This window comes from Nostoc sphaeroides, from assembly GCF_003443655.1.
GTDB classification, from domain to species: domain Bacteria; phylum Cyanobacteriota; class Cyanobacteriia; order Cyanobacteriales; family Nostocaceae; genus Nostoc; species Nostoc sphaeroides.
Genome location: NZ_CP031941.1, coordinates 936,424 through 961,444, shown reverse-complemented (window position 1 = coordinate 961,444; position 25,021 = coordinate 936,424). Strand labels below are relative to the sequence as shown.

The 25,021-nt window shown below is 42.7% G+C and carries 28 protein-coding genes; 6 read left to right on the top strand and 22 right to left on the bottom strand.

Annotated features, from left to right (window positions below; all coding sequences use genetic code 11):
• Nucleotides 1-879: 879 nt before the first annotated feature.
• Nucleotides 880-1,254 (bottom strand): hypothetical protein, encoded by a 375-nt coding sequence (locus D1367_RS04415; protein ID WP_181985231.1) that lies wholly within the window; start codon nt 1,252-1,254, stop codon nt 880-882.
• Here D1367_RS04415 and D1367_RS04410 point away from each other — a divergent pair.
• On the top strand, nt 1,152-1,904 hold the full coding sequence (locus D1367_RS04410) for a Mut7-C RNAse domain-containing protein (RefSeq protein WP_118163499.1): 753 nt from the start codon (nt 1,152-1,154) through the stop codon (nt 1,902-1,904). The two genes, D1367_RS04415 and D1367_RS04410, sit on opposite strands and share 103 nt — an antisense overlap.
• A 17-nt stretch (nt 1,905-1,921) precedes the next feature.
• On the opposite strand, the gene D1367_RS04405 is transcribed toward D1367_RS04410, so the two are convergent.
• Nucleotides 1,922-2,143, bottom strand: coding sequence for a hypothetical protein (locus D1367_RS04405; RefSeq protein WP_118163495.1), 222 nt, complete (start codon nt 2,141-2,143; stop codon nt 1,922-1,924).
• 114 nt (nt 2,144-2,257) lie between these two features.
• On the opposite strand from D1367_RS04405, the gene D1367_RS04400 reads away from it, so the two are divergent.
• On the top strand, nt 2,258-3,229 hold the full coding sequence (locus tag D1367_RS04400; RefSeq protein ID WP_118163491.1) for an ROK family protein: 972 nt from the start codon (nt 2,258-2,260) through the stop codon (nt 3,227-3,229).
• Here the strand turns inward: D1367_RS04400 and D1367_RS04395 are convergent.
• The 9 genes from D1367_RS04395 to D1367_RS04355 all read right to left on the bottom strand — a co-directional run bounded on the left by D1367_RS04395 (nt 3,213) and on the right by D1367_RS04355 (nt 10,006).
• Nucleotides 3,213-3,428, bottom strand: a complete 216-nt coding sequence (locus D1367_RS04395) for a hypothetical protein (RefSeq protein ID WP_118163488.1) — start codon at nt 3,426-3,428, stop codon at nt 3,213-3,215. The genes D1367_RS04400 and D1367_RS04395 overlap by 17 nt on opposite strands.
• 102 nt (nt 3,429-3,530) lie before the next feature.
• Nucleotides 3,531-4,118 (bottom strand): Uma2 family endonuclease, encoded by a 588-nt coding sequence (locus tag D1367_RS04390; protein WP_118163484.1) that lies wholly within the window; start codon nt 4,116-4,118, stop codon nt 3,531-3,533.
• 52 nt (nt 4,119-4,170) lie between these two features.
• A complete protein-coding gene (proB, locus tag D1367_RS04385) occupies nt 4,171-5,280 on the bottom strand; it encodes a glutamate 5-kinase (protein ID WP_118163479.1) in 1,110 nt (369 codons plus the stop codon).
• A gap of 257 nt (nt 5,281-5,537) precedes the next feature.
• Nucleotides 5,538-6,077, bottom strand: a complete 540-nt coding sequence (locus D1367_RS04380; RefSeq protein ID WP_118163474.1) for a YqeG family HAD IIIA-type phosphatase — start codon at nt 6,075-6,077, stop codon at nt 5,538-5,540.
• A 230-nt stretch (nt 6,078-6,307) separates the two neighbouring features.
• A complete protein-coding gene (locus tag D1367_RS04375) occupies nt 6,308-6,889 on the bottom strand; it encodes a hypothetical protein (protein WP_118163470.1) in 582 nt (193 codons plus the stop codon).
• A gap of 251 nt (nt 6,890-7,140) precedes the next feature.
• Nucleotides 7,141-7,713: a DUF3727 domain-containing protein gene (locus D1367_RS04370; protein ID WP_118163466.1), complete on the bottom strand. Its 573-nt coding sequence runs from the start codon at nt 7,711-7,713 to the stop codon at nt 7,141-7,143.
• A 144-nt stretch (nt 7,714-7,857) separates the two neighbouring features.
• The gene (ruvX, locus tag D1367_RS04365) at nt 7,858-8,334 is read right to left on the bottom strand and encodes a Holliday junction resolvase RuvX (RefSeq protein WP_118163462.1); all 477 of its coding nucleotides are present in this window, start codon (nt 8,332-8,334) and stop codon (nt 7,858-7,860) included.
• A 2-nt stretch (nt 8,335-8,336) separates the two neighbouring features.
• Nucleotides 8,337-9,575 carry a GNAT family N-acetyltransferase gene (locus D1367_RS04360; RefSeq protein ID WP_181985068.1) on the bottom strand — a complete coding sequence of 413 codons (1,239 nt, stop codon included), beginning with the start codon at nt 9,573-9,575 and terminating at the stop codon, nt 8,337-8,339.
• A gap of 224 nt (nt 9,576-9,799) precedes the next feature.
• On the bottom strand, nt 9,800-10,006 hold the full coding sequence (locus D1367_RS04355) for a hypothetical protein (protein WP_118163454.1): 207 nt from the start codon (nt 10,004-10,006) through the stop codon (nt 9,800-9,802).
• Between the two features lie 89 nt (nt 10,007-10,095).
• Here D1367_RS04355 and D1367_RS32640 point away from each other — a divergent pair, with 89 nt between their 5' ends.
• Nucleotides 10,096-10,221 carry a hypothetical protein gene (locus D1367_RS32640; protein WP_267255563.1) on the top strand — a complete coding sequence of 42 codons (126 nt, stop codon included), beginning with the start codon at nt 10,096-10,098 and terminating at the stop codon, nt 10,219-10,221.
• Between the two features lie 12 nt (nt 10,222-10,233).
• On the opposite strand, the gene D1367_RS04350 is transcribed toward D1367_RS32640, so the two are convergent.
• A complete protein-coding gene (locus D1367_RS04350) occupies nt 10,234-11,214 on the bottom strand; it encodes a LysR family transcriptional regulator (protein WP_118163450.1) in 981 nt (326 codons plus the stop codon).
• A gap of 120 nt (nt 11,215-11,334) precedes the next feature.
• Here D1367_RS04350 and D1367_RS04345 point away from each other — a divergent pair, with 120 nt between their 5' ends.
• Nucleotides 11,335-12,108, top strand: coding sequence for an iron-containing redox enzyme family protein (locus D1367_RS04345; RefSeq protein WP_118163447.1), 774 nt, complete (start codon nt 11,335-11,337; stop codon nt 12,106-12,108).
• A 263-nt stretch (nt 12,109-12,371) separates the two neighbouring features.
• Here the strand turns inward: D1367_RS04345 and D1367_RS04340 are convergent, their stop codons facing one another.
• The 3 genes from D1367_RS04340 to D1367_RS04330 form a co-directional block, all read right to left on the bottom strand.
• Complete coding sequence (locus tag D1367_RS04340; RefSeq protein WP_118163442.1) at nt 12,372-12,863, bottom strand: hypothetical protein; 492 nt, start codon at nt 12,861-12,863, stop codon at nt 12,372-12,374.
• Between the two features lie 153 nt (nt 12,864-13,016).
• Nucleotides 13,017-15,173 (bottom strand): pentapeptide repeat-containing protein, encoded by a 2,157-nt coding sequence (locus D1367_RS04335; RefSeq protein ID WP_118163437.1) that lies wholly within the window; start codon nt 15,171-15,173, stop codon nt 13,017-13,019.
• 181 nt (nt 15,174-15,354) lie between these two features.
• A complete protein-coding gene (locus D1367_RS04330; protein WP_118163432.1) occupies nt 15,355-15,696 on the bottom strand; it encodes a hypothetical protein in 342 nt (113 codons plus the stop codon).
• A gap of 386 nt (nt 15,697-16,082) precedes the next feature.
• Between D1367_RS04330 and D1367_RS04325 the strand changes: the two genes are divergently transcribed.
• Nucleotides 16,083-16,523 carry a hypothetical protein gene (locus D1367_RS04325; protein ID WP_118163426.1) on the top strand — a complete coding sequence of 147 codons (441 nt, stop codon included), beginning with the start codon at nt 16,083-16,085 and terminating at the stop codon, nt 16,521-16,523.
• Nucleotides 16,524-16,565: 42 nt separating this feature from the next.
• Here D1367_RS04325 and D1367_RS04320 read toward each other — a convergent pair whose 3' ends face one another.
• The 6 genes from D1367_RS04320 to petB all read right to left on the bottom strand — a co-directional run bounded on the left by D1367_RS04320 (nt 16,566) and on the right by petB (nt 22,156).
• On the bottom strand, nt 16,566-16,937 hold the full coding sequence (locus D1367_RS04320; protein WP_118163422.1) for a hypothetical protein: 372 nt from the start codon (nt 16,935-16,937) through the stop codon (nt 16,566-16,568).
• A gap of 65 nt (nt 16,938-17,002) precedes the next feature.
• Entirely contained in the window at nt 17,003-18,184 is a 1,182-nt protein-coding gene (locus D1367_RS04315) for a glycosyltransferase (RefSeq protein ID WP_118163418.1), read from the bottom strand.
• Nucleotides 18,185-18,194: 10 nt separating this feature from the next.
• Nucleotides 18,195-19,184: a GDP-mannose 4,6-dehydratase gene (locus tag D1367_RS04310; RefSeq protein WP_118163413.1), complete on the bottom strand. Its 990-nt coding sequence runs from the start codon at nt 19,182-19,184 to the stop codon at nt 18,195-18,197.
• Nucleotides 19,185-19,703: 519 nt separating this feature from the next.
• Nucleotides 19,704-20,147 (bottom strand): ATP-binding protein, encoded by a 444-nt coding sequence (locus D1367_RS04305; RefSeq protein ID WP_118171114.1) that lies wholly within the window; start codon nt 20,145-20,147, stop codon nt 19,704-19,706.
• 527 nt (nt 20,148-20,674) lie between these two features.
• Nucleotides 20,675-21,157, bottom strand: coding sequence for a cytochrome b6-f complex subunit IV (petD, locus tag D1367_RS04300; RefSeq protein ID WP_069068452.1), 483 nt, complete (start codon nt 21,155-21,157; stop codon nt 20,675-20,677).
• Nucleotides 21,158-21,508: 351 nt separating this feature from the next.
• Complete coding sequence (gene petB, locus D1367_RS04295) at nt 21,509-22,156, bottom strand: cytochrome b6 (protein ID WP_100900603.1); 648 nt, start codon at nt 22,154-22,156, stop codon at nt 21,509-21,511.
• 618 nt (nt 22,157-22,774) lie between these two features.
• Here petB and ctpA point away from each other — a divergent pair.
• Nucleotides 22,775-24,019, top strand: a complete 1,245-nt coding sequence (gene ctpA / locus D1367_RS04290; RefSeq protein WP_118163409.1) for a carboxyl-terminal processing protease CtpA — start codon at nt 22,775-22,777, stop codon at nt 24,017-24,019.
• A gap of 83 nt (nt 24,020-24,102) precedes the next feature.
• Here the strand turns inward: ctpA and D1367_RS04285 are convergent, their stop codons facing one another.
• Nucleotides 24,103-24,855, bottom strand: a complete 753-nt coding sequence (locus D1367_RS04285) for an MBL fold metallo-hydrolase (RefSeq protein ID WP_118163406.1) — start codon at nt 24,853-24,855, stop codon at nt 24,103-24,105.
• Nucleotides 24,856-25,021: the final 166 nt, after the last annotated feature.

Sequence of the window (25,021 nt, the reverse complement as noted above, 5' to 3'; positions counted from 1 at the left end):
AATACAATTGTGTTCTTAGCTACAATATCCTTGGCTAAAGGAGATAAAAAAGAACAATATTCATTTCCCAGTTAAAACTAGGTAGCCACTTTATAACATCATTATTGATCGAGGTCTTTCCGGTTAATAAACTCTCCACAATAGAGATAAACAGTGTCAAGATAGATTTTTCCGTATAAGCGGCGTTAATTTTGTATCTAGTTTTATCGTTATTTGGTATCTTGTAAATTTTCACTTGCTGAAGCTGGCCTTTTCTGAACTTGGTTTCTTTCGCAAAATCAAATATGTTCAATCTTGAGCGTAGATGCATTAGCGTTGGCGTTCGCGGAGCGTCTCGTAGAGAAGCGGTAGCGACGTTCGCGTAGCGTCTCCAAGAGTTGGAGCGTCAGCAGCTTGTCGTCAGACATCGCTTAGAGAGTAACAGGCGATCAACTTGCTTACAATATGAATGTAGCTGATATTACAATCAAAAATATTGCTAGCAGCAACATAATTATTTAAAGTTTTGCTGAACTTTTTTAGATAGCTAGTTACAGTTGTTGTTTTTACACATAAAGATATAATTTTATGTTGTTTTTGTTTGAACATATTCCTAAAAGTAGATGCGAGAACACCTGATAAACAGGTAAACTTTTGAAAATTCAATATCTTTTTAAACGTTTTTATCTGCTTTTAATGTATTTATCCATATTGAAAATAATTCTCAACTAGCTTAGAAAAAATAAAGACAATTAAATTAGGGGTAAATACTTTATTGCCCCATACTTCATGCACAATAAGTTAACGATCAAAAATAGTGACTAATTACTAGCAGCGTCACTAACATCAACATTAACAAACCTGGTATTTACCCTTTTATCTAATCTAACTTCCTGAAGCTCATGTCAGGGTTTGATTATATGCCTCTGCCTTGACTGTAACTGAACTCAATAATAAATGCAAGTTTTTGAGAATCTTTCTAATTCCTTTACCGTTTGTCGCCTCTAGAAGGTTGGTTAAATCAAGGTTAACTGGGCTTTTATAGTGGAGATAGCTCACTTGAGCAAGTATTGATTCTTTCAATAGAATAGATAAAGTTTGGCAATTGTGAAAAATTGTTGCCATTAAGGGGACACAGCAGTGCGCTCCTAGTAATCCAAAGATTTTTAAGTATGGCGATCGCATATTTCTATTTTCATGGAGAACTGAATCATTTTTTACCACGGCATCATAAGCAGGTGAAAATATCCCATTTTTTTGAGGAGAGGGCGTCAATTAAGGACATGATTGAGTCCTTGGGTGTCCCTCATCCAGAAGTTGATTTTATAAATGTTAATGATGAATATGTAAATTTTTCTTACATAGTTGCGGATGGAGATATTATCAATGTTTATCCAATTTCTGCTATGTCTACTATTATACCAAGCATTTCTGTCATGCCAGAACCGCTTAGTATTATCCGTTTTGTTTTAGATATCCATTTGGGGAAGCTGGCGACATCTCTACGACTTTTAGGTTTTGATACTTTATACCGCAATGACTACGAGGATGAGAAACTAGCCCAGATATCCTACAGCCAAGCACGGATTCTCTTGACTCGTGATAAGGGTCTATTAATGCGTAGTTTGGTAACGCATGGGTATTACGTTAGAAATACTAACCCTCAACAACAAATCTTGGAAGTATTACAACGCTACGACTTGTTTAAATTAATCTCACCATTTAAACGGTGTTTGCGTTGCAATGGATTATTAGAACCTGTAGATAAGCAATCGATTATTGAGCAAGTGCCAGAAAAGGTGCGATCGCTCCTTTATGAATTCCAGCGTTGCCAAGACTGCGATCGCATTTATTGGAAAGGTTCACATTATGAACGATTGCAACAATTTGTTGACAAAGTACTCAACTCACAAAGAGATAAGTAACTTAGTAATGGCAATATTCAACCAGCTGAAATATTGCCACTAATTATTTGACTACCCCCGATTCTTGGATCTTCATCTTCCCTATTTAAATCATCAGGAGTGGGGTTTTGCTTACTCTCTCCAGTTACTTCTTCAGGTTCAATGGGATCTGCCTCTTGAGCTTTATCGATATCAAGAGAAATAGGAGGTTCTTTGGCTTGAGAGAAATCGATGAGTGGATCGGGTTGTTCGGGAGTCATAAGTTACTAAATTATTATGCCGTTTTCTATAGTGTTGAATTTATTTTGCTTGCAAACATCTTTCTTGAGAAAGAAACCATGTATTGTAATAATTCAAAAGAGGTATAAAAAACTATGACATTAATTTTATCTCTAGATTTTGGCGGAACTAAATTGGCGGCAGGATTGGTAAATGTCGGTTCTAGAAAGTGGTTGCGTTATGAACGTCGTCTCTCGCCAGCGAATGCAAATGCTAGTACTGACTTGGAAATTATGCGATCGCTAATATACTCTCTGTTAGAAGACACAAAACCTGCTGCGATCGGTGTCAGCTTTGGCGGCCCTGTAGATGCTTCCACGGGGACGGTGCGACTATCTCATCATGTGGCTGGATGGGAGAATATTCCTCTCAAAGGTTTGTTGGAGGAGGAGTTTGGCGTGAGTGTTGGTGTAGATAATGATGCTAATGTTGCTGCTTTGGGTGAACATCGTTTTGGTGCGGGACAGGGGTACGATAGCTTGTTTTATATAACTGTCAGCACTGGTGTGGGTGGTGGTTGGATACTCAACGGCCAGCCTTGGCGGGGTGCTGGTGGGATGGCTGGCGAAATTGGACATATTGTTGTAGATCCTGCGGGGCCAGTTTGTTTGTGTGGGAAGCGGGGATGCGTGGAACGTTTGGCGTCGGGGCCTTATATGGCGCAAAATGTTAGGGAAATTTTGGAGAACGAACCGCCAAGTCGCCAAGTACGCCAAGGAGGAGAGGTGTTGAGGGGTTTGGTGGGGGATGATTTAACTTTGCTGACGGGGCAGTTGGTAAGTGAAGCGGCGGCGGCTGGTGATGATTTGGCTAAGGAAGTTTTGCATAAGGCTGCTTGGGCGCTGGGTGTGGGTATTGGCAATGTGGCGAATTTGATGAATCCGCAGCGCTTTGTGTTGGGGGGCGGTGTGATGAAGGCGGGGGAAGATTTTTGGCAGGTGGTGCGTCAAGTGGCGCGGGAGACGGCTTTACCGGAGGTTGATTTTGAAATTGTGCCGGCGGTTCTGGGGGATGATGCGCCGTTGTGGGGCGGTGTGGCGATCGCTTCTATTATGGTAAAGGCATAATTTCACCATGTAAATTATCGGGTGTTACTCGTGACAGTAGTTCATCAAGGTTATGTACTTTTTCAGTCAAGTAAGGTACATTGTTCGTAATGCTTTGCAATGCTAAGGATTCTATAGATTGACCAGTTAACTCAGCAAGATAATGCAATTGCTCAAACAAAGATTCTGGAATTTCTAACGTTAGTTTTTGGTTAGTCATTTTTCACCAGATTTGATTGTAGTTTTCTTTAATTATGAGTCTCACAATCAAAATTAACATTTTTAGCGATATTCAAATATTTTCTTTTATTTAAACCTACTATTACTGCTGAATACCCTGGCGAAACTCTCTAAGCGCTTCCAAGGGAGACGACAACAAAATACAACGATTGAGCAGGGATAAATCTAATTCTGGTAATAGCTCACTTGTAACAACTTTCTCATATTCTTGCTCTCGTAAGCAGTAAACTTCAATTGTGCCATCTTCCCAAAACCAAACTTCCGGGACTCCCATTAATTTGTACTTCTGTAACTTTATGGGACTACCGCTAGTAATCACTACTTCAATGCACAAGTCTGGTACAGATTTGTCCGTTCCAAAGCAATAAGATAAATCTGCTTGATATTCTAATATCTTGGGAATAATCTGGCTAAAACTACCACTAGGAAAAAATTCAATACCTTTGATTTCAAAATAATTAATCAATAGTCCAGCAATTAAACACTTAATCACCTCATGAGGTTTACCAATAGTCACAATTTCTAAGATCCCCTCACAATAAAACAACCGTACTCCCGGTACATTTTCAAAGCTGGCTTGAATCGCTTTAAACTGTTCCCAACTTAATCCACGTTTGAAGAAGCGTTGTTCTTCTGGTAAGTTAACAGCATTTTCTAACGTTTGAGTCATAATATTTTTCACTCTTGCAGTTAGTAGTCACGAAATTTATCTTATTTCCATCCTAAATCAAAACCAAATTATCCCGATGAATCACGGTTTCCACACCCGCATAGCCTAAAATTGCGGAAATTTCCCGCGAATGACAGCCGCGAATCTTTTGCAATTCATCGCTGTTGTAATTCACAAGTCCTCTAGCAATTTCGTTGCCGTTACTGTCACACAATTGCACAGCATCCTGTGTGCGAAACTCTCCTTCTACTAGCTTAATTCCAGCTGCTAATAACGATTTTCCCGCTAGAGAAATTGCCGCGATCGCACCTTCATCTAAATACAATTTACCCGCAGGTAAAAGTCCGTAAGCTATCCAACGTTTACGCGCCGAAGTTGGTTCAGGTTGCGGTTCAAAATGCGTCCCAATCAGTTCACCCTGGATAATTTTTTCGATATTCTGGGGAAATCGCCCTTGGGTAATTACAGTACGAACTCCCGCCGCGATCGCAATTCTGGCAGCCGAAATTTTTGTCGCCATACCGCCAGTACCCCACTGAGAACCTTGGGAACCTGTTTGTATTTGTAATTGAGCTAATTCTTTAATGCTACTCACTAAAGCGATCGGCCGCGCATCTGGTACGGAACGCGGATCGGCTGAGTATAGTCTATCGACATCGGTAAGTAAAAATAGCCAATCTGCTTCTACTAGGCTGGCAACCAATGCCGAAAGGGTGTCATTATCACCGAATTTTAGTTCATCTATGGCTACAGTATCATTTTCATTGACTATAGGGATCACTCCCAGTCCTAGTAGTTCCTGAAAAGTGTTGTAGGCATTGAGATAGCGGCTGCGCTGTACCAAGTCGCTGCGAGTCAGTAATACTTGAGCAATCGCCTGTTGCAAGGTAGTAAATAAATCATCGTATATCCGAATTAACCTGCCTTGTCCAACTGCTGCAACAGCCTGTTTTAGTGCGATCGCTTTGGGACGTTCAGTTAAGCCTAACCGCGCACAACCTACGCCCACAGCCCCAGAGGAAACCAAAATTACCCGATGTCCCTGGCGTCTTAAATGGCAGAGTGTCTCCGCCAAGGTAGCGATGGTAGAAAGTGCTAATTGTCCTGTTTCTGGTTGGGTTAGGCTAGAAGTGCCGATTTTGACAACAATTGTTAATGACATCTAAAAAGTTAGGAGTTAGGAGTTAGGAGTTAGGAGTTGAATTTAATTCATAACTCATAACTTCTAACTCCTAACTCAATTTGTAAAGCGCCAATCCCTCTATAGTGAAGGTTGACGCTTTACGGGTTTATATTTATTTTGTATGCTGTAGGGTCTTTTTCGGCTGACCCCATGTTATTAATACTTATGATCCCAGATTTTTGGATTCCAGTAAGATTCTGTAATCATTTCTTTAGATTTACTTTCCTGATGATTTTTTACCTTTTATGAATCTTGCTTTTCTTGGGGGTAATAGAGGCTCCCAGAATTTCAGATACCCAAACTTCAAAGTTGCGGACAGGATGAGAGCGGAGAGCCGCGTCTGCATGGATAATCGGTTCAACTAGAATGGTAAACATCCCCAGGCGATTACCTGCGATGACATCGGTAAATAAGCGATCGCCTACCATCCCCACTTGATGCACTGGTAGATCCATTCCCCTAAGGGCTGCCCTAATTTTGCGTCGGGAGGGCTTGGCTGCACCCAAATAGTAAGGTAGATTGAGCGATCGCGCAATTCCACCAATTCGCGCTTCACTCAGGTTGTTACTCACCAAGCACAATGCAGTACAGGTACGAATTTGCTCCACCCACTCTCGTAGTTCTGGGGAAGCTATTCCTACTGTAAAGGGTACTAAAGTTTCATCTACATCCAACACCAGCCCTTTAAGCCCGTATTTTTGGATAATATCTGGTGTTAAATTCAACACTGAACCTTCTAAAATCAAGTCAGGCTGTAAAAGATTGTTCCAGGCCATAGTCAACAGTGAAATTTAAGTAGCTCTAGACAAATGAGCATAACCCAATATAGTTTAGTTAGTCGAACTCGATCCTTGTATCTCTCCCTGAACACTTTCAGATAAAATCCCTAAAATCTTATCGATTTCTTTGATGTAATAATTACTCAGGGAACTCCAAAAAATAAATTATTCCACATTAAAGTCGTTGACTGTTGACTGTTGACTGAAAACTCGTGAACCGTCAACGGTCAACAGTGAACAATAGCAATGGAATATTTTTTTACTTGGAAGTCCCTCAAATCAATAAATATATCGTTTTCTTCTAACTTCAAAAACTTCCAAATATCCCCCGTTGTTACCGCGCCATAAATTTTCCTAATTTCATTTCCTTCTTGTTGATTAAACAATTGTGCTGCCAACATTGCCGCCGCACATTCACCTAATCCACCTTTAATATTTTCATTTTTGGCTTCAATAATAACCACCACAGGCACATTAATTGTTAATTGTTCTTTAGCACGACTGATGATAAAATCACAATAGCCATTTAGACCTTTTTCGGCATCTACATTAAAATCTGTTCCCGAAAATAAACTAATTGGATAATTAGCCCTGCGTCTTACCTCCAACAATATCGGAGTGGTGATCATTTCTGAACGAGCTTTTTCAGTATTAATTGCTAAAGCCAGTTCTGTCGTTTCTTCTAAAGAATTTGTGAGTTTATCGCTTGGCTGTAAAGGTTCTATGTCGGCATATAAATCAGTTTCTTCATCAATGTGGATGCTGAATGACTTTTTAAATTTACTTAATGTAAAGTCGCTATAAGCCATTTTCAGCACCTCATACCAATTTTGGATTTTGCGAAAAGTTGTAAGGAGGGTTTCCCTCCGTGGCAAACTTTTCAAGACGGATAATGAAATTTAAAATCACAACCAAAATGCTTTTTACCGAATCTTAAACAACACTAATCGCTTCCACATTTAATGGGACATGGTAAAAGGTTTAAGTAGATTTTGATTACAATCAAAAATTTCCAATTAAAAAACTCAAAATGAAAACGTTACATTTTGAATTTTTAATCTTATTCCACTTCATTAAAAAGATGTTCCTCTAACAGAGGTTGCACTTTGCGAAACTCTTCTGGAGAGAGTAATTCAGGTTCACCTGTTTTTGTTATCCGTGCAAAAAATAATAGGGGATCGAGGGGTGTATAAATTGCATACTCCTGATCTTCATCATAGAAGCTAGCGAGTAGCTGTAATTGTTCCGGATCTAAATCCGCCTCTTCGTCTTCGATTTCTAAGGTGAACAGTTCCGATTCTTCAACAGGCGGTAAGTCACCTGCAACAGTCAGAGCATAAGCTGTGTTCTTCAATATCAGGTTCTGCTCAGATAGTACAGCTTGGGCAGTGGCAAAAATTTGCTCAATAATGCTGTCATCTTCTACCAGAACCGCTTCTTCTTCCTCACCGTCACCTTCCCAAGAAAAAATTTCTACAGGTGAGTCTACAGGAAGAAGTAAAACGTATTCTTGTTCATCGACTTCGAGGGAATGCTCTATGTAACATTCGAGCGATCGCCCTTTTTCGTCGGTTAAAGTGATGGAACCCGCATGAGCGTTATCATTTTCTTCAGAGAATGGAGAGGAAAACATAGCCGAAATGTAGAAATTTAATAAATACCAGCAAGTTTGGAAATCGCTTAACTATTTTTTAATAACATATTATATCAAGCAAATAGCTTTATACGTAGATACAACTGCTGGCTAATCGTTTTCAGAATATCATGTTAAAAGGTATCAATACTCAATAGCCGCCACTGAACTGCGGGAACTGGCACGCTTAACATCCAACCATTGTTGTAAAATCAAAGCGGCTGCCTTACGGTCAATCAAACCTTTATGGCGTGACGGGGAGCGGTTCTCAGCTATCAGCAGTTGTTCTGCTTGATATGAAGTTAATCGCTCATCCATATATTCCACAGGCAGATTCAGTGCTTTAGCAAGTCTTGTAGTAAATTTCTGAACTTGACGCGCCTGAAATCCTAGTGAGCCATCCATTGAATAAGGTAAGCCCATAACTAGGATTTGCACCTCGCGTTCATTAACTATTTGCCGGATTTGCTCGACATCCTGCTCAAAAGATGTGCGCTCAATTGTGGTAATCCCTGTCGCAATTAAACCTGTGCGATCGCACCCGGCCACACCAATCCGCTTGCGACCGAAATCTAGTCCCAACGCTGAAATAAAAGGTTTTGGTTGCTCTTGGGATATCACAATTAATTCTCCTGCTGTACATCTGCTGATTCAGGAATCGGCCATGCTTCCATGCTAGGATTTTTTACCGAAAAGTTAATCGGTTCTGACAAGCTTTGCAGTGGTTTATCTGAGGATGGCAACTTGCCTGGTTGTATCCATGACATTCCACCTGGTATCGGTTTACGTGCCGGTTGTAAACCTTGTAGCATATCAGTCCACTGAATCCCTTCTAAGGAGACGAATTTAGACTCCCGTAGCTTGTGCCACACGGAGCGAGACATAACTAATGTATGTTCTATCCGTTTTGCTCCAATTCGCTCCAAATACTCTTCTCGCTCTGCCTGATAGTCTGAGGAAGCGAGTTGTAAACCTTGGTGGGGAAAATCTTGGGCAATACGAGCCAGCTGAGATAATAATTCTGGATACAGCCAGGTATAAGCAGGATGAACCGTCAGCGTTGCAACGTGGGGGACTTCACCCTTACGGTCAATTTGCACCTGAAAATAGCCGATCGCAGCTTTGCGTTGCGGTTCAAATACGTAACCACTCACTACTTCTATTTTGCTCACCCATTGCATTACCGCATCAGTTAAAGCACCAAACAAACTGGTTTTAAAGTCGCGCGTGTTCCGGTCAAAAACCTGACGTACCAAAGGTGGCATCGATGCCGTATCTAGTTGATATAGCAACTGGGCATCAGCATTACTTACTGGCAAGAGGTTGGGTAAGTCTGGCTCTGCTTGTGCTAATTCAGCCAGTAATTCTGGCCCAATTTCCCAGTAGGTCATTTCTGCCAGACGCTGAAATCCATTTTGTCGATATAGTGCCAGCGCCTCTATGTCATTGATATTAACTTCCAGTAACCAAGTCCGAGCTTCCAGAATCGATTCAAAGCAATGACGCAAAAGTTGCGAACCAGTTCCTTGTTTATCGATACCACGCTCTAACAGCACTTGATCGATGCGCCAAGTGCTGCGTGTCCGGTTAAAGGGTGACACTTGAATCATCCCTAGAAGCATCCGCCCTTGCTCTGCTATGTACGCACAGAGGCGATACTGTAGCGGGTTAGGAAACCAACTCAAAAACTTGAGTAATCCATACCAGCGACGCAGCATGAGCATCTGGCTGATGGCAAAACCTGCTCCCTTGGGAGTGAGGGCTGCGAATGACTCTTGAGTTATGCGCTCAATCCCGTCCAGATCCCGGTATTGGACTGGTCGGATAACAACGCTGAGGTTTCTGGGAAGTAATGAAGTCATTTTTATTCGAGCCGCTATTTAGCCTTAATTAACTGCTCTTCAAAGGTACTGCTGCAATAATATTAACTGCTTTTTGCCCTTTACTATTGCGCCAAAAGGGTGATTTTGGTAACTCAATACTTAAAAAAGCAGAAAAGGCAGACCTTGTGAGAACACCATTGGCATTAACCCAACAACATCTGCCTTATATTTTATTGGAATTTTGATTAAAATTTGTATATATTTTATAGCCCTTGTCGAGAAACTAGCTTTTCAAAGTGGGCTTGGGTTTGATGGAGTAATTGCTGGCGACTATCTACCAGTGTTTGCTTCAGGGTTGGAACAAGATTGCGAGCTTGCAGAGTCATGTGAAGTTGCAAGTTGGCGACATATTCACTGAAATCTTGATTCACTTCATTTGCGCCCGCATCTGTTAATAAATTTGATTCCATTGCCACTGTGTTCTCCTGTGTTAATCCTGTGCTGTCTCTCTTCATCACCAAAAACTATCACGTTGTTTGGACTAACTTCTTAATTTGCAATGAAGTTTAACGCTTATAGCAAGATAGCGATCGCAGTAGGGTTTGGGTTCGAGGTGGGAGATTTGCTTTTCATGGCGATCGCTAGAAAAGCAAACGTTGTTAGACTCCTGTTTCGCCAGGGCTGAAACTCTTATTGGTTAATTAGCAGGCGATGCACAACGTTCTGCTATCTCTTGAACTACCGTGAGGAATTGGCGCAGCAAGATCGAATCGGTCGGTGCTGGCTCTAACAAAGCCTTGATATCTGCCCGTCGCCACACCACCGCAATTGCTCTTGTAAACGGGGTGTCTTGAAGCTCTCGGTACACCACACCTTGACGTTGAAGCGTTTGCACGTTATCCGGTAGAATCGATACGCCTACGCCTGCTGCCACTAAACTGAGGTTGATTACCATCCAAGTGGCTTTGACCGTTTCCAGCAATGTTGGCTTGAATCCCCGAAGCTCAAATTGTGATAAGACCACTTCGTAGGAAGGCACCGCATCAAGCGGCGGCAAAATCAGCTGCTCGTCCTTGAGTGCTTCTAGTGGAATGTGCTTGAGCGCCGTCAGGGGATGATGTTCTGGCAATGCAACCACAAAGGACTCTTGCACAATCGAGAGAAAATTCAGAGTTGAATCACCTGAATAAGGATTGGGCAGATGTTCAAATCCAACATCGATTGAGTTATCCCGTAGTCCTTGGATCATTTCCTGGATCGTCATCGATCGCAGTTCTAATTCCACCTTCGGATAACGATCGCGAAAGATTTTGAGAATATCTGGAAGTAAACTATTGGCGATCGCAGTGTTCACCACCACAACCAACTTGCCAATTTCGCCACGACTCGCTTCTTGCGCCCGTGTCACCGCCCGTTCCAGTGCAGTGACGGCAACCTGAAGTTCGGTGAGAAAAACCTTTCCCGCCGCCGTCAACACCGGAGGGCGACGAGTGCGATCAAAGAGTTCTACGCTCAACGCCGCTTCCAATGCCGCGATCGTTTTGCTGAGATAAGATTGTTCCACATCTAGGCGTTCAGCTGCTTTGCTAAAGCTTTTTTTATCGCCTGTTTCTGCAACAAGCTCTATAAAATAGTGTAGCTGTCGCATTTCAAGCTGATTCCAAGGTCGAAGGGTCATTTTATCAAAATAGTATAATTAAAATATCATACTAATATAATCAAAATCCTCTTACTATCATAGTAATCATCTTCTAAGCTTGCTTTCATGAACTCATAACTTGCAACTAGGAGATTATTTATGAAAGTGGAACCTGCGATCGCTCAGACCTCTAGCCGCTTAAATCGAGACATCGAACTATCGCCTGCGGTGAAAGCGCAAGAATCGGCAATCAGTTCTAGAACAATCGCTTATTGTCATGAAGTCCTTGATCGCAGTCGTTTTTTTTGCCTACTCAAAGCTGGAGCCATTACTCCACCACTAATGCAATATGTTTTTCTTCAGTATCATTTTTGGCGCGATCGGCTGCATCAGTGGTTCGGCTTATGCATCGTCAAAGCTAGCAGTTGTACTGACCCAGACCAAAAATCTGCCATTATGTCTCTAGCAGATCATACCTTCACAGATTTGCAAGATGATCATAGTGAGATGTACGTAGAATTTCTTCACGATCTGGGATTGAGTGATGCTGAAATTGCAGCATCTCAACGAAGTGCCGCGACTGCATCCTATGAACGCTCGTTTTTCGATGAATTCGGCTACGGAACCGATAACTTCTACGAAGCCCTGGCTGCGCTGAGTGGTCGAGAACTGTGTGTGTCAATCCGAAATGCCAGAATTCTCCAATCCTACTTTGATGCTCGTGACATGAAGCACCCAACTTGGTTGAGCTTGCACGCGGAATTAGAGGTGAATCATTTCCAAGATTCTATTCGTCCGGTGCTGACTCGCTACGATGGGGATTCAACCAAACTTCATAGCGTAATTAAAGCCGTCGAGTGTGGGATTGATCGACACGTACAATATTTCGAGGATCTGCTGCATGAGTACGAATCCCTTGGCAATGCTGTTTAGCTGCTCCACAAATCCCCAAATTAAAAAACACGCGAAAACGCTCAGTGCTATTTTATTAATGAACTGCGCGTTTTAATATAATTTTTCAGGCGATCGCCCAAAACAAAACCCCCAGTACGACTACTGGAGGTTGGTTATTTTTTGCACTATAGCTACCATCTCAAACACGTTGATAATGCTAAAATAAACAATGAGTAGCAATTTACACTGATGACTTGGTACTCTTTGCTCGGCACTGTTTTGGTGACTCTTTCCAATGCCCATTAAAATCTCAAACCAACACCACCTTGTACAGAGATAGCTGTACCACCGCTATCACGGTAGGCATCAAAAGCAATAATGGCATTGCCAAAAAGCACAGTATTGCTATTTGGGATCATATAATCGATGCCCGGTTGTAAAGCAAAACTAATTTTGTCGCCCACAGGAGAAGATCCACCACCACCAGCCAAAACTAACCCAGCGCCCAAGTAAGCATCAGCTTGCCAGTTGAGGGGAAAATCGTAAGAAACCGTTGGCACAATTGCTGTATTATTACCAACTAACACTTGGGCGCGGAGAGAAAGTGGCGCTTCCAAAAGCTTGTAACGGCCAGCTATAACCCCCCCCAATTGGATACCATCAGTAAAACCAATAGCGGGGCCTATACCGATATAACTGCCATAGGCTACTTGAGCTTGTGCTGGCTTAGTACTCGCCAGACTCAAGACCAAGCCAGCCCCCAAAACTGAAACCAAATATGGAATATATTTCATAACCGAACTCCTCACACCAATTAGTCATTAGTCATTAGTCATTGGGCATTGGGCATTGGGCATTAGTCATTAGTCATTGGTTATTTATTCGCCTCATCTCCCTCATCTCCCTCATCCTCCCCTGCCCCCTGCTCCCCTGCTCCCCCTCTAATTCTACGGGCAACGGGGATGAATGCCTCCTTGAGTACAAATGTACGCTAATTGCTTAGAATCTAAATTTTTGGCTTTAGAAAAATCAACCCCTTGGACTACGGCAGATACTGAGCCTAAATCTGGGGTTTGAACAAATTGATCGGCTGGATCTTGTTTACTAGGAGCGAGAATTGCCCCCTTAAAATCTGCTCCAACAACATTTGCCCCCCGTAAATCTGCAAGACTCAGGTCGGCATTTTGCAAGTTAGCGTTTTCCATTTGGGCAGAACGCAAAACAGCACCAGCTAGACGAGTGGCGCCCAGGTTAGCATTGCTGAGATTAGCACGATCCAAATAGGCTCCTGATAAATCTGCCCCTTGCCAATCAGTGTTAGTTAAGTTGGCAAAGGATAATTGCGTTCCTATGGCAGTGGCGCGACCTAAACGGGCAGCGTAGAGATTGGCTTCGTTCAATTTAGCGTCACCTAAATCTGCTCCAGTCAAGCTAGCTTTTTCCAAAACAGCGTTTCTCAGATCGGCTCCTACTAGTTGGGCGCTGTTGAGTTTAGCCTCATATAGACGTGCGTTGGATAAGTTGGCTCTGTTGAGAGTGGCGCGGCTCAAATCAGTCCGGTTCATCAAGACGCGACTGAGATTAGCATCAGTAAGATTGGCTTGCTGCAACTGAGCTTGGCTTAAATCAGCCATCACATCGTCGTAGGTATCCCAGCGTCCATCTTCACCCACATCTCGAAAGCGACTACCCTTAAAGCTGGCTTGGTTAAGATTTGCAGATTTAAACTTAACTCCTGATAAATCAAGGTTGTCTAGTACCAAGTTGAAGAAGGAACTTCCTGGAATTCCACTTTGACCTAATTGGGTGCTAGTAAGGTCAACGCCCTCGATTTTACCACTGTAAACAGAGAGAATCTTGTTGATCGTTCGCTGGTTTCTTTGTAGCCGCCCTTGCCGTAATTCCCGTTCTTGGGTTGCAGTGCTACCCACAGACTCTAGTTCGCTAACCAAAAACTGATTCTTATTTTTTAATTCCGGGATGGCTTGGGGCCCGACAGTTGTCAAAGCTTGTTGAATCGTATCCTGGATGCTGGGGTTGGTTTCACTAACCAAGAGATTCGCCAGAAATTTGATGGACTCTGGGTCATTAAGACCACCTATAGCCAGAATTGTACTTTGGCGTTGCTCATTAGTCGCCCCAGAGTTGGGAGCTAATTGTTTGACAAGTTCGAGGAACTGTTGGCTGTTGATTTTCTCGGTTGTTCGCTGGGATTGTTGAATTTGGATATAAACTTGAGTGCCGATTAAAGTTGCCAATACAGCAGTCATACTCGTAAGCCCTACCCCAAACAAAGTCAGATTAGGATTTTGCTGTATCCGTCGCCATATATTGGGCGACTGATTGGTTTGGGCTGCCGCTAATTCTTCTCCCTCGTGCCATTCTTCTACTTCATCATTACCGTTAGTAGCCTCAACTTGTTTGTTGTTAGCTAAGAGTGAGGATGCTTGCGGGCGAGTCGCATCTATTGTATAAGTGCCTGCAAGTTGATCGTGCAATGCGCGACGACCCCGGCGCGACGGTAAGCCTATCCCTTCACCCACAATCATTAACAAAGACAAAAATGTGAATAATCCTAAATTAGGAAAAGCAAAGCTGTAGCGCCACAGCAGATAGGCGATGGAAATAGGTACAGTCCAACGCCCGACTCCTTCTCTAATTACAACTGCCCCTAAACCGGGTGGACTTCCTTGCTCGTTGACAACCCGCACTTTTAACCAACGTTTAGGAATTGTGCTACCAGTCTTAGCCAGTAAATACAATTGCCACCATGAGAGAGTTACAGGTGCTAACAGGGCGATTGTCCACAAAATATTAGTCGGCCATGCCACGTTACGGATGCCATAGCTTACAGGTAGAGCCAGGGGTCTAGCGATCGCTCTTTCTGTGACTACCAGCACGGGGTTAAGCGGCACTCGGTTAAAATCGCTTCTAGAATCGGCATAGACACCAATGCCAAAGGGAATCAACCCACTAGTAACTACTAGTGTAATTTCAGCCGCCCAAGCAGCAAAACGCCTGCTTGCTAGCAGCAGCGAATTCGCTCTTTCTGGTTGTTTTGATTGACCAGATTGATTACTTCTTTTAACAATTGGTGTCGTCATCGCATAATTTCCTTTGATATTATTTATACGCCGCGATCGGCACAATTAAAATAGACTAAGCTAATCAGCAAAAACAAAAGCATATTGAAATAGAATTTTGCAGTCATAAGTCAGGAGCCTTTTGTATCATGGCTCCTGACTTTCATAACTACGGGTATGCAAAGTAGATGCAATCAGCTTATTACTTACGTTGAAAGCTACTAGACACAAAAATTTTGTATCCAACATACACTAACACTGCCAAAAGTGCCAGACTTATTACGGATGCAACTAGTTTAAACACTGCTTGCAGCATCGCCAAGCCTACTAGCACCGTCACACCTGAAACTACCAGCTTTTTTGTTCGAGATAAGCTATTGAACCAAATCTGAAATCGCTCCAGTTGCAAGTTAAATTTTGCAAAAACAGATGTCTCAGTCTGTTTTTGCTGTTGTGGTTGGGGAACCACTTCCGGCGAGGAATTAATCTCTGCCTCTAGCTTATTGAGGCGACGCTGCAAGTCTTCTTCTCTTTGAGGATTCATCAATCTTTTTTACCTCAGCTAGGTCACTTATTCCACAACAGACCAACCAAATTCTATTTTTGGTGGTTGTCTTAGTGATTTTAGCTAATGTCTGTGTATGTAATACCTTTTTGGGCAGTAAAAATTATGATGATTTTTGGAATTTTAGCGTGTTACGGATTGAAATGCAGAATGTAGGGTAGAATATTTTGGTGCAAAAGCGCCACCACACATAGATAATTTGCACGATTAATCGTCTTTACACCCATCAAATCTTCACAAAAAACCCTTAAGCGAATGGTGTTGCTTTATACGACATTTTTGGGAACTAAGACGGATTGCTGTCGTCTATATAAATCAGACCATATAACAATATTGCTCTAAAAAAATTTGGAGCATTAATTAAAATGAAAACGCTTAGGCTACTTACAATTGTTCCCACAGCTTTGGCGATGAGTTTGGTTTTTGCCCAAACTAATTTGGCACAGAAACCAACAATCCAAATTAATCGGAATCTCCAAGTAGATCCACTGGTTTTGAAGGGAAAGTCTGGGGGAACTGTCAAAAGTAATTGTGGCAATATTACCACTGAACCTAATCAAGTTATCCAGGTTACAGAATCACTACCTTATTTGCGATTAACAGTAGAGAGTGAAGGCAAGCCAACCCTATTAATTGATGGGCCTGGGGGGCGTTTTTGTGTAATGGCAGATAAATATTCTGGAGGCAAGCCAGAACTTTCTGGTTTCTGGCAGGCAGGAACATACTCAGTGTATCTGGGCGAACTGGACGTATCCCAAGCAGAGTATAACTACACCCTTTCAATCTCGCAAATAAATAGTCATTAGTCCTTTGCTAATGACTAATGACCAATGACCAATGACTCTTAACTAATCTTCCAGTGATTTGGCTGGGACTTCCACAGCTTTGATATCAATTGTGCCTTCTGGTGTGAAGCGCTGAAAATGGCTATTTTGTACTAACAGTGACTCTCCACAGTTAGGACACTGCAACTGACTGTTATTTAAACCTGTAAATTCATATCTACAAACGGGACACTGGTCAGCAACCAAGTTACGTTGCAGCCACCAACGAAAGCCAAAAAAAGCCACAATGGGTGCCAAAAACAGCAACCCGACAATAATTAGCAACGAATTAACTAACCAACCCAAGCCCAGTGATGCTAGCAACCAAATAACTGCCAGCAGGGTAAGCCAAGGGCGGAGATTTAAAAGATTCAATTGAAATGACTTAAAGCTCATTTTTTAAATTTCGTCCTGCTCTCCTTCTAGGATAGCGATTTTGGTCATTTGTCATTTGTCATTTGTCATTTGGACTTCATTGCTGAGGATAGAAGAATTTTTTGCAAGTGCTGTTGAAAGGCATCTATGCCAAACAGAGCGATCGCTTGTTCTCGTAGCCACTCTCCATTACATCGCTGGTCATTCCCTTGAAGCATTTCTATACAAGCCGTTGCTACCGCATCAGGACTGCGGTGTGGGACTCGCCATCCTAGTTTACCATCTTGCAAAGGATCGGCTGAACCATCGTCGTCACCGGATAATACAGGCACTCCACAAGCCATTGCTTCTAGATAAACTATGCCAAAGCCTTCTTGTGAAGGCATAATATAGGCATCAGCAAGGCGGTAATGTTCCATTAATTCTTCTGTACCAACAAAACCAGCAAATACGACGCGATCGCTCACACCTAAATATAAAGCGAGTTTAGCTAATCGCGGTTGGTCATCACCGCGACCAATTACCAAATATTTCACTTCTGGGAAAACTTGAGCGATTTGTGGTAATGCCCGAATCGTTACATCTACACCTTTGTAAATATCCCCTGACCATAACCGCGCTACTGTCATTAACACCTTAGCACCAGTTAAGCCATACTTCTTTTCTAATTCTGGCTGCTTGGAACCTGGAGTAAATTTATCCCCATCAATTGCACAAGGCATCATCTGTACCATTTTCGGGTTTATACTATTAGCAGCACAAGCGCGATCGCGGCTGTAACGGCTAATTGTCCAAATTCTAGCTGCTGATGTCAGGGCGCGACGTTCTTGATTTTTGAGCGGTTCCCAGACTTCTTTGCCGTAAGTTAGCACTGTGTAAGGAATCCCCAAAGGCTGACAAAGAGTTTGTACTAATACTCCTAAGTTAATATGACCACAGAAAACTTGTTCTGGACGGTTTAGCAAAAGACACTTGAGTAAAGCTGCTGCCATTTGCAATCTCCCCAAATAGGGAGACTGATTTTTAAAGTAGTGAAATTTTAAGTTATCGTCTTCAAACGGATTTAAGCTATCAGGATTATCTCGCAGCAAAAAGACTTCCGCTTTGTAGGCTTGGCTCAATCCCAGATAGGCGCGAAAAATATCTTTTATATATGATTGGATACCGCCTTCGTGGGCAAAAATTTCTAAAAACACGAAGACATGGTTGGTTTTTTTGTTAATTTTATCACCTAACTTTAACTTTTCTGTCACTGTAGTGATATGCATATTAGCTTATTTATACTCGCGGTAAAGGCGCGATTGCACCGCTTTGTAACCGCTCTAAATCTGCTTTTACCATTTTTTCTAAAAGTTCCTCAAAGCTCACTTGGGGTTCCCAACTAAGGTTTATTTTAGCTTTACTGGGGTTAGCTACTAGTTGAAAATGCTCATCTTGTCGTAATAAGCTAGTATTTAAAACTATATGGTGCGTCCAATCCAATCCTACAGACTCAAAGGCTGTGGCAACTAAATCTCTAACACTGTGCAGTTTACCAGTGCCTATCACATATTCTTCTGGTTCATCAACTTGCAACATTCGCCACATTGCTTCTACATAATCTCCCGCAAAGCCCCAATCGCGTTTGGCATCTAGGTTGCCCATTTCTAAGGTGTCAGTTAAACCCAATTTGATCGATGCAGCTGCCAAAGAAACTTTGCGTGTAACAAACTGAGGTGGACGGAGAGGAGACTCATGGTTATATAAAATTCCACTACAGGCAAATAGCCCATAGCGCTGTCTGTGATGCACCATAGTCCAATGGGCGTGCATCTTGGCCGCCGCATAGGGATTTTTGGGGCGAAAAGGCGTTTCTTCATCTTGAGGCGAAATAAATACATCGCCAAACATTTCTGAACTGCTGGCTTGATAAAATCTGGTAGACAAACCAACTTTTCGTACTGCTTCCAAAAGCCTGGTAGCCGTACCAGTTATCAAATCCAGGGTTCCCAATGGGTCGTTCCAAGAGTCGGGTACAAAACTGGGAGCCGCTAAATTGTAAATTTCTTGGGGACGCAGCTGCTCAACTGCGGTCAACAGCGCCGCATTATCCCTTAAGTCAACCGTAAAAATTTCTACCTGATTTGCCAGTGTTCCTAGTTTGGTCAAATTAGGTTGTCGATGCGGGGGTACTAATCCTACAACTCGGTAACCACGGTTGAGAAGCAAATGGCTGAGATAGTAGCCATCTTGACCAGTTATTCCTGTAATTAGGGCTGTCTTAATCATATTTTGTCCCCTATTTCTTCTATCTCTTTAACCACAAAATGGCACTTGTTGGAGAACAAAAATAAGACTCTCAACACTGCTGACAAATCTTAACAAGGGAGCTAGTGTAACTCGAATGTTATCTTTACTGTATTCATTAATTCTTTTTATACAAGAAGATTTTTTGAGGCTTTACAAAAAAATCATAATAAATAAGTAATTTAACGTAAAAAATATATTACTCCAATCCAAATAATATTGAAAAAAGAGTATACTTTTGTCAATCAAATAACTAGATGTTTGAGCAATTTGAGCATATACTGCTTGCGCTCCTGCTTCTGTTTAAAAGTGAGTAGCTCAACTTTGGGCAAAATGTCCGCCCCTTGCGCGGCGGACATAGGAGAAGTTTTGTTTGTCGTACTCCTAATTATAATCAAGCTACATATAGTGCTATTGCTTCCCTAAGCTACGCCTTGGCTCAAAACCCAAAATTGGCATCAGAAGTATTTTTACCTTCCTTTACCTTTGACTACTTGATTTTTACTTTTGTGCTTCTTGAGAGTATTTGACGATGAGGAGGCAATTTCTATCATCTGCACCACGTTCGTACACAACACGGTCAGCCAAACGCCGCAGCAGAAACCATCCATACCCGCCTACTTGCAGCGTACCTGGCTCTGGTTCTGCGATCGCATCAGGATTGAAAGGTTTTCCATGATCCCAAATTCTAATCTCTAGTCGGTCAATCCAAAGATAAATGTTAATCTCAATGGTTGTTTCTGGGGGTAAAGCATGATGAGCGTGACGAACAGCGTTGGTAAAGCCTTCTGCTAATGCTAAATTTAGGCGATCAAGTTGGGTTTTTGACCAGCCAAGTTGAGACAAATGTTGCAGACAAAATTGCTCAAACCATTCTTGCACCTGGTTTAGGAGACTGAGTTCGCTCTTAACCGTCAGATGGTCTTGCTGCACTATGCTAAACATTAACTGTGACTTAAATATAAGTAAACCTAAGTTACTAGTTATTAAATTTTGCACTATTCGCAGAATTTCTCTGATATAGAAAAATCTAAATTGAGATATTCTATGTCCCAAAAGACAAAACATGAACGATTTTGGCATTTCGAGAATTGTAACTAGCAACTTACGTTAAGTAAGTGAAAAATGTTTGTATTTGATGACTTTTGGTGATTTTAAATTTTGGAATAGTTTTTCCATCCAAAACTTCAGATCCTAGATGTAATCTGAATTATTAAATCAGTGAACAGTCAACAGTTATCAGGTGTAGAGGGCGTAGGTTTTACACCCGCCACTAACACCCAGCACTAATCGGCGGCATAGTGATTAATTTTCAGTTGGAAGTTTTCGCCCATATAGTGGCGGGCTTAAACCCAGTTATCAAAATTTTTAACTGATAACTGTTAAAATTGACGCCTGTAAATTTATTTCAAAAGCACATCTGCATCTGCTTTTGAAACTCACAGGCGTCAAAGCACTTTGTGGTAACTAATTTAGAATAGTCCCAAGGTCAAAGATTTATCCAATGGCAAGGCAGCACCAATACCCAGCCACAAGGTGACAAGGGTACCAAAGAGGAAAACTGTGGTTGCTACTGGACGACGGAAGGGGTTTTGGAACTTGTTAACGTTCTCAATAAAGGGAACGAGGATTAGCCCCACTGGTACCGAACCCATTGCTAACACTCCTAAAAGTTTGTTAGGAAGCGATCGCAAAATTTGGAAAACTGGATATAAGTACCACTCTGGCAAAATTTCCAATGGTGTGGCGAAAGGATTTGCTGGTTCACCGGTCATAGCGGGATCTAGCACAGCTAGAGCCACAATCGCAGCGAAGGAACCCATGATCACGATTGGAAATACGTAAAGTAGGTCATTAGGCCAAGCGGGTTCACCGTAGTAGTTGTGACCCATGCCTTTAGCTAGTTTGGCTCTTAACTGAGGATCGCTCAGGTCAGGTTTTTTTTGTGTTGACATTTTGAAATGTGCTCTCCTGCTTAAGTTAAATTAAAGCATTTGTGAAAGCTATCAGCTACTAGTACAGGTCGGCGGAAATAAACCTAGCATTTCATTACAGCCAGAAAGCCAAAAATTAAAGCATTCTGACTTTTGACTTCCGCCTTGCGGTACTAGGCAACCCTAGCAGGCGGCAAACAGCGTTTGTCTATTTACACTCAGCCGCCTGGAGAGTCTCTACAGCTTTAGCTTTCAGATACAAGTGTTTGTTTTTTGGAACTTATGTACAATTAATTTCTTGTGTTTCATAAGTTTAAAACAAACAACTTCATCTGGGAACTGATAAATGTTGCCAAGGGCTAATAGCTGAGATTACAAAGGCCCGGAAATGCCTTGTTTGCGGATCATCAAGAAGTGAAACAGCATGAAGACTGCAATCAACCAAGGCAGTACAAAGGTGTGTGCGCTGTAGTAACGAGTGAGTGTTGCTTGACCAACACTCGAACCGCCGCGCAGCAGGTCGGAAATCAGAACGCCAACCACAGGAATTGCTTCTGGTACGCCGCTAACGATTTTCACAGCCCAGTAGCCAATTTGATCCCAAGGTAGGGAATAGCCGGTGACTCCAAAGGAAACTGTAATCACAGCCAGGATGACACCACTTATCCAGGTCAGTTCGCGGGGTTTTTTGAAACCACCAGTCAGATAAACCCGGAAGGTGTGCAAAATCATCATCAATACCATCATGCTGGCAGACCAGCGATGGATGGAGCGAATTAGCCAACCGAAGCTGACTTCATTCATGATGTACTCCACAGAGGAGAAAGCTTCAGTAACTGTTGGTCTGTAGTAGAAGGTCATCGCAAATCCAGTGGCAAACTGGATGAGAAAGCAAACCAGGGTAATTCCACCCAAACAGTAGAAGATGTTGACGTGGGGAGGGACGTACTTACTAGTAACATCTTCGGCGAGTGCCTGAATCTCCAGGCGTTCCTCAAACCAGTCGGAAACGTTGGCCATACAATCTCAAGTTCCTAAAAGTCGGTTGCGGTTGATAAATCCCGAAGTTCTGAATCGGCAAAAGCCTTCGCTCAGACTTCTCTCCCAATTAGCAATTTTGGGATTTTAGTAAAGGGGAGTTTTTTTGTTTACTTGTCAGCTTTTGGCGTGCTAAGAGACTTCAGAAACTTTACACTCTTTAACATACTCCCCCGAATCCGCTTGCCTAAAGGCACGCTGCGCGATCGCTAAATTCGGGGGATTCTGAGCTTCTTAAAGCAATTGCAGGCATAGCCTGACATCGCCTAACCCAGTGTTTTCGTTGCCCCGACTGCACAAAGGCTGAATTTATTCAGCCTCAGAACTTATATCTCCCGGTTTCTAACCGGGGGATATAAGTTTCACGCCCCGTAAAGAGGGAATATATTGCGATCTCTTTACGCCCCTACACACAAAATGGTGGACACAAAGTAGATTTTATCCTTTGGTGAGTGGATACGATGCATCAGTTGACTGAACAACTTGATGAGAAAAATGCACCACTTCTATAAAAAAAGTAACATAATCGAGAGATAGATTTCATCAACAACAGGGGAAGTGGGCATTATCTAGGCAATTTGGGTTGAGGTGGAATTGATAATGGGGTTCATGAATAAACAAGTCTTTCGGGTTGGATTTTCATTGTTAATGGCGTTTTGGTTGGCGTTGGGTACGCTCACCCAGCCGGCGATGGCTTTGACGACAGAACAAAAGCTGGTTTCGGAAGTTTGGCGAATTGTTAATCGCACTTATCTAGATGAGACGTTTAATCATCAAAACTGGGCGGCTGTGCGGCAAAAGGTTCTAGAGAAGCCACTGACAGACTCAAATGCCAGTTATGCGGCAATTGGGAAGATGCTCAAGAGCCTCGATGATCCTTTTACCCGCTTTTTAGATCCAGAACAGTACCGCAGCTTACAGGTCAATACTTCTGGGGAACTGACTGGGGTTGGATTACAAATTGCCCTAAATCCTGAGACTGGGAAGTTGGAAGTAGTTGCTCCCATAGCAGGTTCACCAGCAGATAAAGCGGGAATTAGACCACGCGATCGCATTCTCAAAATTGAAGGCGTTTCTACAGAAAATCTTACCCTTGATGAAGCTGCGACTAAAATGCGCGGCCCCAGTGGCAGCCTTGTGACTCTCCTGATCGAACGGGACGGAGAGGCAGAAACGGAAATTAGACTGACACGCGATCGCATTGCTCTCAACCCTGTGGTTTCGGATTTGCGTGTTTCTACTGAGGGTACGCCCATTGGCTACCTTCGTCTGACTCAATTCAATGCCAACGCCTCAACGGAATTGGCACATGCTATTTCTAGTCTAGAAAAAAAAGGCGCTGCTGCCTACATTCTGGATTTACGAAATAATCCTGGGGGGTTATTACAATCAGGAATTGAAATCGCCCGTCTGTGGTTAGACTCTGGTACTATCGTCTACACTGTTAACCGACAAGGTATTCAAGGTAGTTTTGAAGCCTTTGGCCCAGCCCTGACGACCGATCCTCTGGTGATTTTGGTGAATCAAGGAACTGCTAGTGCTAGTGAAATTCTTGCTGGCGCACTCCAAGATAATGGTCGCGCCCAGTTGGTAGGCGAAACTACTTTTGGAAAGGGCTTAATTCAATCTTTATTTGAATTATCAGATGGTTCGGGCTTGGCAGTCACAATTGCTAAGTATGAAACTCCTCAACATCGGGATATCAATAAACTAGGTATTAAGCCGGATAAAGTGATTTCCCAAGAGCCAATTAACCGCGAACAGATTGGCACCGAAGCGGATCTGCAATATCAAGCAGCAGTGGAACTTTTGAAGAAAGACTCGGTTGTGGCGGGGAAGGCTTAAAAAATTAGGAGTTAGGAGTTAGGAGTTTGGAGTTTGGAGTTAGGAGTTATTATTTTCCCCTGCTCCCTCTGCTCCCCCTGCCTTTAAAGCGGCTGTATCGGCAGCAAAGCTGCTAAATCCAGACAGGCGAGGTGCTGATAAGCTTGATCTATGAATCGCTTGCCTCTGAGAAAACCTGTATTAGCGCCAGGACAAATATACCGGAGAGTTTCTGGTGTAAAACGTTCTAACAATAATCGAAGACTGTTAATTTGCCTTGGCCAGTGAAAGGTTTTAGCTGTCCGTAATGGTACTGGTTCACCCTGCTGGTTAGGGAGTAAATGGCGACCAGAAAATAATATACCTCCAAGTTCACTGTAGTAGAGACAAGATGAGCCGGGAGAATGACCTGGTGTCCAAATTACTTGTGTAGCTGCATCAAGAGTAAATTCCTGCCTAAAGGTAGTTACGGTTAAGCCTGGTAATAAATAAGCTTCTTGCTCTTGAATCAGCACCTCGCAGCCAAAGGTTTGCTGAAATTCAGCAGTCTTGCCAATAGCGCCTCGATGGGTGAGAAATAACCAACGCACGCCACCATGCGTAGGCGTAGCCCGCCGGAGGCATCGCAAAAAATCTAGATTTGTTTGGTCTAGGGCAGGGCAATCTATGAGGATATTACCTTCATTTCTTACAATAAGATAAGAGGTTCCCCCTAATGTGTCCCGATTGGGTGGAAAAGCAAAAATGCTCTCTGGTGCGAAGTCCGATTGTAGAGAACCTCCGCTAGGAACTTCGTTAGGAAAGACAGCCCGTGGTGGCTTAGTTGTATGACTTGGCACTTGAGGTAAAGGGCACATGATCAAAGAACCGAAAGTGAGGAGTTGTGGACAATCTGGTTACAGTGTGGAAATTCTAAAGAATTGAAACTTGAGCGTTAACCAGCACTGTTAACCGTTGTGAAAAAAATTGGGATTTGAGGTCTGCCTTGTAGTTAATGCTATGGTGCTGAAGCTACTGGTAGGA

Coding starts and splice junctions, on each gene's coding strand:
- D1367_RS04335 (WP_118163437.1), bottom strand. CDS start 15,173: ATGACGACACCAATTGTTAAAAGAAGTAATCAATCTGGTCAATCAAAA.
- D1367_RS04375 (WP_118163470.1), bottom strand. CDS start 6,889: ATGGCTTATAGCGACTTTACATTAAGTAAATTTAAAAAGTCATTCAGC.
- D1367_RS04305 (WP_118171114.1), bottom strand. CDS start 20,147: ATGTTTAGCATAGTGCAGCAAGACCATCTGACGGTTAAGAGCGAACTC.
- D1367_RS04380 (WP_118163474.1), bottom strand. CDS start 6,077: ATGGCCTGGAACAATCTTTTACAGCCTGACTTGATTTTAGAAGGTTCA.
- ctpA (WP_118163409.1), top strand. CDS start 22,775: ATGGGGTTCATGAATAAACAAGTCTTTCGGGTTGGATTTTCATTGTTA.
- D1367_RS04395 (WP_118163488.1), bottom strand. CDS start 3,428: ATGACTAACCAAAAACTAACGTTAGAAATTCCAGAATCTTTGTTTGAG.
- D1367_RS04285 (WP_118163406.1), bottom strand. CDS start 24,855: ATGTGCCCTTTACCTCAAGTGCCAAGTCATACAACTAAGCCACCACGG.
- D1367_RS04355 (WP_118163454.1), bottom strand. CDS start 10,006: ATGGAATCAAATTTATTAACAGATGCGGGCGCAAATGAAGTGAATCAA.
- D1367_RS04350 (WP_118163450.1), bottom strand. CDS start 11,214: ATGACCCTTCGACCTTGGAATCAGCTTGAAATGCGACAGCTACACTAT.
- D1367_RS04340 (WP_118163442.1), bottom strand. CDS start 12,863: ATGAAATATATTCCATATTTGGTTTCAGTTTTGGGGGCTGGCTTGGTC.
- D1367_RS04390 (WP_118163484.1), bottom strand. CDS start 4,118: ATGACTCAAACGTTAGAAAATGCTGTTAACTTACCAGAAGAACAACGC.
- D1367_RS32640 (WP_267255563.1), top strand. CDS start 10,096: ATGAAGTTTAACGCTTATAGCAAGATAGCGATCGCAGTAGGGTTTGGG.
- D1367_RS04325 (WP_118163426.1), top strand. CDS start 16,083: ATGAAAACGCTTAGGCTACTTACAATTGTTCCCACAGCTTTGGCGATG.
- D1367_RS04315 (WP_118163418.1), bottom strand. CDS start 18,184: ATGCATATCACTACAGTGACAGAAAAGTTAAAGTTAGGTGATAAAATT.
- D1367_RS04410 (WP_118163499.1), top strand. CDS start 1,152: ATGGCGATCGCATATTTCTATTTTCATGGAGAACTGAATCATTTTTTA.
- D1367_RS04360 (WP_181985068.1), bottom strand. CDS start 9,575: ATGACTTCATTACTTCCCAGAAACCTCAGCGTTGTTATCCGACCAGTC.
- D1367_RS04400 (WP_118163491.1), top strand. CDS start 2,258: ATGACATTAATTTTATCTCTAGATTTTGGCGGAACTAAATTGGCGGCA.
- petB (WP_100900603.1), bottom strand. CDS start 22,156: ATGGCCAACGTTTCCGACTGGTTTGAGGAACGCCTGGAGATTCAGGCA.
- proB (WP_118163479.1), bottom strand. CDS start 5,280: ATGTCATTAACAATTGTTGTCAAAATCGGCACTTCTAGCCTAACCCAA.
- D1367_RS04405 (WP_118163495.1), bottom strand. CDS start 2,143: ATGACTCCCGAACAACCCGATCCACTCATCGATTTCTCTCAAGCCAAA.
- petD (WP_069068452.1), bottom strand. CDS start 21,157: ATGTCAACACAAAAAAAACCTGACCTGAGCGATCCTCAGTTAAGAGCC.
- D1367_RS04310 (WP_118163413.1), bottom strand. CDS start 19,184: ATGATTAAGACAGCCCTAATTACAGGAATAACTGGTCAAGATGGCTAC.
- D1367_RS04345 (WP_118163447.1), top strand. CDS start 11,335: ATGAAAGTGGAACCTGCGATCGCTCAGACCTCTAGCCGCTTAAATCGA.
- D1367_RS04370 (WP_118163466.1), bottom strand. CDS start 7,713: ATGTTTTCCTCTCCATTCTCTGAAGAAAATGATAACGCTCATGCGGGT.
- D1367_RS04320 (WP_118163422.1), bottom strand. CDS start 16,937: ATGAGCTTTAAGTCATTTCAATTGAATCTTTTAAATCTCCGCCCTTGG.
- D1367_RS04330 (WP_118163432.1), bottom strand. CDS start 15,696: ATGAATCCTCAAAGAGAAGAAGACTTGCAGCGTCGCCTCAATAAGCTA.